This is a genomic window from Mesorhizobium sp. M8A.F.Ca.ET.181.01.1.1 (assembly GCF_004792025.1).
In the GTDB taxonomy this organism is placed as follows: Bacteria; Pseudomonadota; Alphaproteobacteria; order Rhizobiales; family Rhizobiaceae; genus Mesorhizobium.
This window is the reverse complement of the sequence record NZ_SRTV01000304.1, coordinates 1-287: the sequence shown is the minus strand read 5'-3', so window position 1 is coordinate 287 and position 287 is coordinate 1. Positions and strand designations below refer to the sequence as shown.

Annotated in this window: 1 pseudogene; it reads left to right on the top strand. The window is 64.5% G+C overall.

From position 1 onward, the window contains the following. Positions 1 to 81 precede the first annotated feature (81 nt). Positions 82 to 287: pseudogene (locus EN824_RS34710) on the top strand (beta-eliminating lyase-related protein); the annotation flags it as partial.

Below are 287 nucleotides of genomic sequence, written 5' to 3'. Positions count from 1 at the left end.
GCCAAGGATTGGCCCTTGCGCTTCGGGCGCCGAAGCAGTCAAGTCGCGCCCGCTTTCGGCAATCACCATACGGACCTCTCGATGTTCTTTGCATCCGACAACTGGGCGGGCGTACATCCCGATATTTCGGCCAACCTCTCGCGCCATGCCGCAGGCACGGCCACCGCCTATGGCGACGGCGATCTGGACCGCGCCGTCTATCGCCGCTTCAACGAGATCTTCGACCGCGAGGTCCAAGTCTTCTTCGTCGCGACCGGCACGGCAGCCAACGCGCTCTCGATGGCGGC